Origin of the sequence: Chryseobacterium sp. HMWF035 (assembly GCF_003094695.1) — a bacterium.
Classification (GTDB): domain Bacteria; phylum Bacteroidota; class Bacteroidia; order Flavobacteriales; family Weeksellaceae; genus Chryseobacterium; species Chryseobacterium gambrini.
This window is the reverse complement of the sequence record NZ_QEHP01000054.1, coordinates 1-8,732: the sequence shown is the minus strand read 5'-3', so window position 1 is coordinate 8,732 and position 8,732 is coordinate 1. Positions and strand designations below refer to the sequence as shown.

The window sequence follows — 8,732 nt, the reverse complement described above, 5'->3', positions numbered from 1 at the left end:
TTTATCCGGATTATTAAGCTCTAAACTGAAATCCGATTCAGACATTAAATAATAAATTTCATCGGAATTAATCTTCGATAAAGATACCTGAAGGGAGGACAGAACTCCGGCAAGTTGATTGTCTGCGCCCTGTTCGTAAGCCGTCATGATCGGGGCAATCATGTCGCCACATTTGGGAACTGAGCAAAGCTCTCGTAACAGGGCTTCAAAATTCGGCTGTAAAATCATGCTGATAGCATGGGGCAACGTACAGAAAGAAGGGTGTTTTTCCCTCAAATACCAAAACGTAGACGCAAGTAAGGACGTAGCATTATCTGACCAGAAATCAGGCTTAGAAATCATCTGAGGATTTAAATTCACTAAAATTGTATAGGCGAACTCCCTCGCAAACGCTTCCTTCGTCATTAATTCCGGAGAAATTGGATTAATCCGGTGCGACCGTGTCAAATCCTCGAAATTAAAATAATATCGGGCGATATCGCTTCCCATGTAAGCCGTTTCTGTATATTGTGCCAGTTCCGGAAACTTAAAATCATAGATCACTCCTGTATAGCCTTTCGCTCCGGCTTCTTTTATCAATGGCTCTATCAAAGACTTGGATTTTCCGGAACCTGCTCCGCCGGAAATAAATATTCCGGAATAAGGATTCAGGATTTCTGTCTCTCCATTAATGGAAAATACTTCAGCATTTGCTTTTTTCTCCGGAAGAATATTCTGGAGCTTTTCGGGAACATACTTTTTTAAATCGCTCTTTAAAATCATTCTCCAGACAATCGGAAGACCTTTAAAAACCGCAAAATAAATGATTCCGGCAGGAATTATACTGGTAATTGAAAATAGCGGAATTTTAAGCAGGTACATGATGATTAAAACGACAATAGCAGGGAAAATGTACTTTAAACATCCGCTTTCCTGCGTGTGGTGGTTGACATCTAACTGTTTCATTTGTGAATATATTTTTTTTATTAACGTCTGAAACCTCTATTTCTTTCCTGTTCCTGATCTTGTTCCTGTTCTTTCCTTGCTTCTCGGTTTTGTCTTGCCTGATCGAAGCGGTTCTGCTGCAACTTTTGCTCTTGCGCTTCAATGTTCGAAATATGATTTTTAGCCATTTCGTTCACTCTCTGCAGATCTTCTTTGGAATGTAACGCATTGATCTGAACACCTTCTCTAATTTCCTTTACAGAATGATAGACTTCCGGATTATGATTTTTGTAAGGCTCTAATTTAGCGATGGCTTGATCTAAATTCTTAAGCGTTTCCTTGCGAAGCTCCGCAGGATCTGCTCCGAATAATCGTTCGTTTTTTGCCTTTGCATATTTTACCTTTTCTTCCGTACTCATAGAATTGAACATTTTTCTTCTGGCAGCAGTCTTATTATTGCTCAGCTCGGCAGTGATATTGTAAATTTTAAATTTCGCTTTATTCCCTTCAGATATTTCAATTTCTGAAAGTTTATACCCTTGTCCGGACTTGGCAAGTCGGGGCGAAGGCGTTTCCGTGTAATCATCTTTCGGAATGATACGCATTCCGTACACGCCTTTCTCTTCAGACTGATAAAGTTTAACATGATATCCCCTTTCATTCATTGAGGTTTGGAAGCTGTTGTAATCTGTAGCTTTTTCTTTCTGCAATACTTCAGTAATGTTTCTTGCTACTTCTCTGCGGTTGAGTTCTGCGGTTTCCTTTGCTGTCTTCCATCCCCGCTCTTTCGCTATTTTATCCGAAATCTTTCCGAAATCTCTGCCTATATTTTGGCTCTTGATTCCCTGTTTACCGTCAAAATTAATACGGCTCACGGTAATATGCAGGTGCGGGTTCTTGGTGCTGCCATGCGTGTGCATGATGTACGCATGATTTTTTAAATCAATCCCTTTTTTCTTAAAATGACTGATCGCAAGGGCTTCCCAATCTCTTCCGGTCTTTATCTCTTTGGACTCTTCTTTCGTTAAAGAAATTACCTGTGTTATTCTTTTATTATCAAAATTTGAACGCTTATATTGATTCTCTATCGCTCTCATTTGGCGATGCCAGTATTTTGGATCATCACCCATTAAACCATTGCGCCCGACTTCTACGGCAAAACCTTTGTCATTAGCTTGGTAAATCAATGATTTTGCACTGCCTTTAATTGCCTTCGTTTCACAAATCATCTATCCCAGTTTATTGCGTTTCTAATTTCTTTTATAGTGGCTTCAATTTCTTCTAAAAAATAATCTTTCTCCTCAGAATTAAATATGCCCATTTGAAACATATTTGAAATTCTTCTAAAGTTATTTTCATACTTTATAAGTTGCAAGTTTTTTTCTTTGTCCGGAATCGTTTTATTGAGTAAAATTATTCGGGAATAATCCGTTAAAGAAATATCATTTTTTTCAGATTTTTCTTTTAGAAATTTCATCTCGTCAGGCGTGAATCTTATAGTCAGACGTTCTGATTTTTTGATGTCCTTTTTTGGTCTGCCTCCTAACTTTCCCCACTCAACAAATTTGTTTCTTTCTTCTTGCTTTTCATTTTCCAGTACTCGTTGTTTTACCCAGTCCGGAAAGTCGTCTAAATTCATATCCATTATATAAAGCGGTTTTAATTCTTTTCGACCGAAGGGAGAAAAGCAAGTAGCAATTTGCCTGACCTAAAACATCCTGAAAGGGGTTTTTGTCTGCAAATTGAACTACTTGACCCGAAACTTAAAACGCCCCTAAGTCTATTTACAAAGTTATGAAATTTTTATGCCATAAAAAAAGCTCCCGAATAGGGAGCAGATAAGCGGTTTATATAGATTAATTACTGTCAGGTAAGTATTCTTTTAATGGTTTCCCATTGACATAAAGTTCTAATTTAGAATCGGGATTTGATTTTAATATCTGCGATATTTTTTCAAAATCCTTTCCGATAATTTTTTTTAATAAACTGGATTTTATTTTCTCTTCTTCTTTCTTCAAAGCTTCCTTTTTCTTCTTTTGGAGTGCCTTAATTTGTTCGTCTATTTTATTTAATTCCATTGCTAATTTTTTTCAAAGATATTTATTATTTTTTTATATTTGAAAATCTTTAATTTTTAAATTTCATTATCATGAAAAAACCATTTAATTCGAATGGGAAAACTTCGTGTTTCCATTCATCAGATTTTTTTAAAAAATCAAATTCTTTTTTTAAGAAAAATTCTAAACATTTTAATTCAGATCAAACCCTGAAAAATCCGGTTAATTTTTACACGGAAAATCCGCAGGTGGTTACAAACTATTTTGATATCCTGATTGCTGAAAGATTTGAGATAATTAATACCCTTATTTCAATCAATAAAAATCTTTATAAAGAAAGGAAAATCAGCCAATCTGTTTACCTTAAAAACAGGTACATTTTTTCAGATCATATTGAGTACATATCAACCCAGATCGCAAAAGCTTTGGCGGATAACTCCTGTTTAAAAGAATCTTTTATAGATATCATCAATGACCGGACGAATCTCGAAAAATTCAATATGGCATTATACTCCATTCCGGTACAGGAAGGATAGGAAAAGGGCGGTTCTCAGAACCGCCCCCATCTTTAATTCTTAAATTTCATCGATGATGAAACCAAGACCACAAAAGTATGAAGGTTTTTTTTAATTTCAGCTTTTTAAAGACCTTAATAATAAGTAACTGATTTTTAATCATTTACAAATGTATTATGCAATACATAACAATCGCCTGAACCAACTTATAAAAAGTTCGTTTTCTTTTTTTTTGTTTTTCTTCCACCCTGCATTCCGGAACCAGAAAATTTCGCTCCAATAGATCAAATAAAATTCCTTTTGAACAAACGTTATTTTTAAAAATTTTAATACTTTATTATTTTATTATTTTAAAGCACTATAATCAATTGATTTTCATATAATTACAAGCTTAAAACGAAGTTTTTATCATGAAAAACGAAGTTTTTATCATGAAAAACGAAGTTTTTATCATGAAAAACGAAGTTTTTATCATGAAAAACGAAGTTTTTATCATGTTTAAAAAACATTAAAAAAAAAGTATACTTTTTTTTACTACTTTTTTGTATTTTTGAAAAAACATTTAAATGGAACTCATAGATATTAACCTTCAGGATAGGGTAGTTATGCAGCATAATGCAATAACTTCCGGACGATATGATTTTACGGCTTGTCAATTGGATCTTCTTTTTATGATTTTAGCTCAATTAGAAGTAGGAAAAACAGAATACATAATACATACAAGCGATATTGAAGCAATCACAGGGAGACAATGGCAAATAAACCAGTTGACAAAAAGTACAGAGTTGATACTCACTAAAATGTTTGAGGTTGAAGATTCCGAAAGCTACACACAATTTGTATTATTCCAGTATTTCAAATATCTGAAGGGACAAAGGAGTATTCAGGTTAAACTATCCGATATTGCTCTCCCTTACTTCTTTGAGCTAAAAAGTAATTTCACAGCATTACAGCTAAGATCTACACTTTCCGTAACTTCTAAGTATGCGAAGAGACTTTACGCTCTGGGTTGTCAATGGCGATCAGTAGGCAAAAAGAGATTTGAAATTGAGGAACTAAAAAAAATGCTCGGACTTATTGACAAAAAAGGAAAAGAACAATTTGAAGAAATATCTGCATTCAGAAAGAATGTTTTAGATATTGCTAAAAAACAAATCAATGAAGAAAGCGACATTTATTTCGATTATAAACTAATCAAACAGGGACGTTCCTTCCGATGGGTGGAAATTTATGTAAATGCAAAAATGGCTCAACAGCTTATTATAAATTTTGAAGAAAGCATAGATAATCAAAAATATGTGTCAAAACTGGTCACTTATGGGTTTTCACAAGTACAGGCAGAGCTGATTGCAGAAAAAGAAAAAGAGAAGGATTTTGACATCTTAATTACAGAGCTGAACGAAAAGATCAGGCAAAGAAAACTAAAAATTGAAAACGCTGTCGGATATCTCATTGGAGTATATCAGAAAAAAGGAATTCTCTCTGTAAAAAATTAAACTATGCCGGACAAAAAATATTCAACTGCGGACATTGCGTCCGCACTTGGCAAAAATGAACGTACAATTAGACGCTGGATTGCTGATTTAATAAGCATTGAAGGGGGTAAATATACCGTGTCCGAAGAAGTAGCAGAACTACTACGTAAAAAGGCATCTGCGGACACATCTGCGGACACACTGCGGACACCTCCGGACACTGAAGAAAACGAAGATTTTCCATACGTAGAATACTTTACCGCACAGGAATATGAAGAATTTAAAAAACGTATTACAGAATATCCTTTCCTGAAGGAACAAATAGAAAACTCTAAAGAGCATTTAAAAGCTATGGAAAATCAAATAGAGTATTTCAGAAACTCGTATAACAAGCAACTTGAAATCCATGAGAATTTAGTACATAGTGTTAAAAACTTTACTGATAATTTGGTTCAGAGAAACTTTATTGAAGCGAAAGAAAAAGGATTGGATAAAGGATAAATTTTGAACAAAGGAGCAACGAATGTCAAGCGTTTTGAAAAAACGAGAAGACTGAGGAAGTGACAACTGAAAAATTTATTTATTTCTTATCTAATAAATTTCTCAAAAAAATGATCTCATTTTTTAATTGTTCTATGTTCTCATCTTTCTCCTCTAATCTTTTCTCGTACTGTTCCTTTAGTTCTTCAGAAAAATTTTTATTGATAATTGCTGCATTGTCGCCCTTTTCATTGTGCTGATTAAAAACAATCCCTTTTTCAGCCAACCAAGACAAAATATCTACCTCCAAAATGGTTTCTATTTTATACAAATAGTCTAATGAGGGAATGCTCTTGTCGCTCTCCCAGTTGGAAACTGTCTTTTGAGTAGTCTTCAATATAAGTGCCAGTTCTTCTTGGCTCATTCTCTTTGCTTCTCTCGCCTGTTTAAGTTTTGTTCCTATTACCATTTTGTAAAGATATACGTTTCAGAATTTTTTTACTGAAAATTAGAAATCCATGTTATAAAAATATCAAATTGTATTATCTATTTTCGCATCATACAAAAGTAAATAAAAAAATATACGACGTGTTTTGTCGTTTACTGTAAATACCTTTGCAAAAGGAATTTAACATAATAATTTTTCATCTCTAATTAATCCCATTTTGAAAATTAAACTTATATATTTGTAACCTATAAAATTTCACATCATGAAAAAAATTTTAGTTATGGGCGCTATTGCCATTGGAACTCTTGCAAGTGCTTTTCCTTTTAGAACTTCTTGCGGAAAAGTTTATAACATCACTGGAACTACAGGAATGTCAATTTCTGCAATTGCAGAATTTTGTAACGATGTAAACTTCATTGCTTGCGGAGAAAACGCTAACATTATTGTCTATTATCATTAATATATATTTGATAACTGATAACTAACGCTAAGGTGCTGTTTCTTTATTTTAGGAACAGCACTTTTAATAAACTACAATTTTATGAAAATCATAACATTTTTAACTTTTCTTTTTCCATTATTAATTTTTTCACAAAAATCTTTTTCAGTTGAATATGAAGCAGATTACAAACTATCATATAAAATAAAAAATACACCAAATGCTCCACAAAGCGAAGCTGCATTCGCTTTATTAATTAATAAGACTTCTTCCTATTTTAAAAATATGAATAAGTATATAGGGGACTCTTTAATTGCTGAAAAAAAACTAAAGGAATCCGGAAATACAGTAAAAGATTTAGGAAGCTTTGGAAAATACGGCACACAGTTTCCTGAAGGAATCGGTACTACTGATGCAAAAATATACTTCAGTACAGAAATTGAAGGAAAAGCACTTGGTTATGAAGAGCCTAATAATATTAGTTGGAAAATTTTAAATGAATATAAAACTATTTTAGGATATAAATGCAGAAAAGCTGTTACACAAAAATATGGAAGAAAATGGATAGCCTATTTTAGTACCGATATCCCTTTCCCTTTTGGTCCATACAAATTTAATAATTTACCCGGCTTGATAGTCGAAGTATATGACGAAAAAGATGACTATCACTATACTTTATATGGTTTCAAAAAAAGAAAATATGTCTGTAAATCAGCAAATATTTTAAAAGACATAAAAACGGTTCCGAAAGAAAAAATATTTGATTATCAAAGAAATAAATATCAAAAATATCTTAATAGATTTGATAATTTCATAGAAAACAAAGAAGAGCTTGAAGAGTTAAAGAGAAAATCTTTACAAGCTGCTAAAGAATACAATCCGATAGAATTAAGTATTAATTAGAACTAACTTATACTTTATAAATCAATCATCATTTAGACTCCTGAAAATGGAGTCTTTTTAATTAATCTACACAATGGAAAAAACTTTATTCTATGTTATTTTTGAAGTTTTAAATATCGAACAGGAACTAAAAGAAGGTTCTACGGTAAAGACCGGAGAAAGGCTTATTGGTTTATATAATTCAATTGAAAAAACGGTAACCTATACCGATGTAAACGGTGAGGAATACGTGTTCCCTGAAAAAACGTGTACTATAATTAGTAAATTATAAATCACAAAAAAAGACAGCTCACGAAGGCTGTCTTTAAAAAAACACAAATGGTGAAAAAAAAAATTACGTTTGCGCAATCTTTTAGACATCATAAATATACAGAATCTTTTCCGAATGTATTTTGATAAAATTTATAATTTTTGAAAAATACATGAGTAGGCGAAGCCGATTTATGCGCAATGCTCTACGTCATGAAGGTTGCTCCGGATCACCTGTTCCGGAAGAAAAAAAACTTTGTCCCGGGAACAAATCCGGTTTCGGAATTTGCCCAGCTCTCAGCACTCAAAAAAATGGAGCAGATCTGCTCCGATATTTTCCGGAGAAATTTCTCAGCTCACCTGTTCCGGAAGATTAAAAAAAGTTTTATATTGCATACAAATAATTCCTTCTTGAGGAAAAATCATGGTAAAGAAAGGCAGAGCTGATTAGTTCTGCTTTTCTTGTTCTTTATTTTTTCTGGGTGGCTAAAATACTCTCTCTTAAAATAACTTCAGATACATCGAAGCTTATGCGCTTATAGGCTTTTTTCACTTCGTTTTCATCGGCAGAACTGAAAGGCTCTATTTCCGTTTTTACAAATTTCCTATCCATAGGAATATGTGAAATTCCCTGTCTTTGCAATCCTTCAGAAAGAACGGTGAAAAATGATCCGGTATCGAGATTCGCTACGTCCTGAGACTTCACAATATCTGTTTCTCTGGTGCTTGTTGTTACGTTCTTATCACTCAGGTCAAATGTCCTTTTGCTCTCCGAAACCACAACCTGCTCAGCCTTTCCGAAGATTTCCGAAACTCTTTTAGCCGTCTGCGGGTTCGGGGTTCTGCCGTAGAACTGATTCCCCAAATTGGAAAGGATCGTTTCTGTTTTTTCCCTTCCGTATTTATCCGAGAGCTGGGCGATATCCTGACACGCTAAAATAGTGGCTACTTTATTACTCCTTGCCGTTGCCGGTAGTTGCTCAACGTTCGGAATGTAAACTGTTGGGAACTCGTCTACCATAAAGATAGATTTCTCTTTGCCCTGTCGGTTAAGCTGTTTCGATATGCTTGTTAAAATAAGACCGATTAAAGGCGCGTAAGTGCTTGATAATTGCGGATTGTTCCCAATGGTCAGAATTCCTTTTTTATCCGGATTATTAAGCTCTAAACTGAAATCCGATTCAGACATTAAATAATAAATTTCATCGGAATTAATCTTCGATAAAGATACCTGAAGGGAGG

At 33.7% G+C, this 8,732-nt stretch carries 12 protein-coding genes; 6 read left to right on the top strand and 6 right to left on the bottom strand.

Translation table 11 applies throughout. The features are described 5' to 3' along the window. From DD829_RS08590 to DD829_RS08575, 4 genes are all read right to left on the bottom strand, one after another. A partial coding sequence (locus tag DD829_RS08590; RefSeq protein ID WP_165814849.1) for a type IV secretory system conjugative DNA transfer family protein occupies positions 1 to 945 on the bottom strand: 945 nt, incomplete at its 3' end. 20 nt (positions 946 to 965) lie between these two features. Further along, positions 966 to 2,153 (bottom strand): relaxase/mobilization nuclease domain-containing protein, encoded by a 1,188-nt coding sequence (locus DD829_RS08585; protein ID WP_108410479.1) that lies wholly within the window; start codon positions 2,151 to 2,153, stop codon positions 966 to 968. Continuing rightward, positions 2,150 to 2,563 carry a plasmid mobilization protein gene (locus tag DD829_RS08580; protein ID WP_123906834.1) on the bottom strand — a complete coding sequence of 138 codons (414 nt, stop codon included), beginning with the start codon at positions 2,561 to 2,563 and terminating at the stop codon, positions 2,150 to 2,152. Before DD829_RS08580 ends, DD829_RS08585 begins: the two co-directional genes overlap by 4 nt. Before the next feature lie 217 nt (positions 2,564 to 2,780). Further along, positions 2,781 to 3,002, bottom strand: a complete 222-nt coding sequence (locus DD829_RS08575; protein WP_116547680.1) for a hypothetical protein — start codon at positions 3,000 to 3,002, stop codon at positions 2,781 to 2,783. A gap of 71 nt (positions 3,003 to 3,073) precedes the next feature. Here DD829_RS08575 and DD829_RS08570 point away from each other — a divergent pair, with 71 nt between their 5' ends. From DD829_RS08570 to DD829_RS08560, 3 genes are all read left to right on the top strand, one after another. Continuing rightward, a complete protein-coding gene (locus DD829_RS08570; protein WP_116547679.1) occupies positions 3,074 to 3,517 on the top strand; it encodes a hypothetical protein in 444 nt (147 codons plus the stop codon). Between the two features lie 545 nt (positions 3,518 to 4,062). Further along, positions 4,063 to 4,992, top strand: coding sequence for a replication initiation protein (locus tag DD829_RS08565; RefSeq protein WP_108409766.1), 930 nt, complete (start codon positions 4,063 to 4,065; stop codon positions 4,990 to 4,992). Positions 4,993 to 4,995: 3 nt separating this feature from the next. Beyond that, entirely contained in the window at positions 4,996 to 5,472 is a 477-nt protein-coding gene (locus DD829_RS08560; RefSeq protein ID WP_108409767.1) for a helix-turn-helix domain-containing protein, read from the top strand. Positions 5,473 to 5,551: 79 nt separating this feature from the next. Here the strand turns inward: DD829_RS08560 and DD829_RS08555 are convergent, their stop codons facing one another. After that, positions 5,552 to 5,920 (bottom strand): helix-turn-helix domain-containing protein, encoded by a 369-nt coding sequence (locus DD829_RS08555; RefSeq protein WP_116547678.1) that lies wholly within the window; start codon positions 5,918 to 5,920, stop codon positions 5,552 to 5,554. 241 nt (positions 5,921 to 6,161) lie between these two features. On the opposite strand from DD829_RS08555, the gene DD829_RS08550 reads away from it, so the two are divergent. From DD829_RS08550 to DD829_RS08540, 3 genes are all read left to right on the top strand, one after another. Further along, positions 6,162 to 6,359 carry a hypothetical protein gene (locus DD829_RS08550; protein WP_116547677.1) on the top strand — a complete coding sequence of 66 codons (198 nt, stop codon included), beginning with the start codon at positions 6,162 to 6,164 and terminating at the stop codon, positions 6,357 to 6,359. An 81-nt stretch (positions 6,360 to 6,440) separates the two neighbouring features. Then, complete coding sequence (locus DD829_RS08545; protein WP_116547676.1) at positions 6,441 to 7,241, top strand: GLPGLI family protein; 801 nt, start codon at positions 6,441 to 6,443, stop codon at positions 7,239 to 7,241. A 73-nt stretch (positions 7,242 to 7,314) separates the two neighbouring features. After that, on the top strand, positions 7,315 to 7,512 hold the full coding sequence (locus DD829_RS08540; protein WP_116547675.1) for a hypothetical protein: 198 nt from the start codon (positions 7,315 to 7,317) through the stop codon (positions 7,510 to 7,512). Between the two features lie 447 nt (positions 7,513 to 7,959). On the opposite strand, the gene DD829_RS08530 is transcribed toward DD829_RS08540, so the two are convergent. Further along, a partial coding sequence (locus DD829_RS08530) for a TraM recognition domain-containing protein (RefSeq protein WP_165814848.1) occupies positions 7,960 to 8,732 on the bottom strand: 773 nt, incomplete at its 5' end.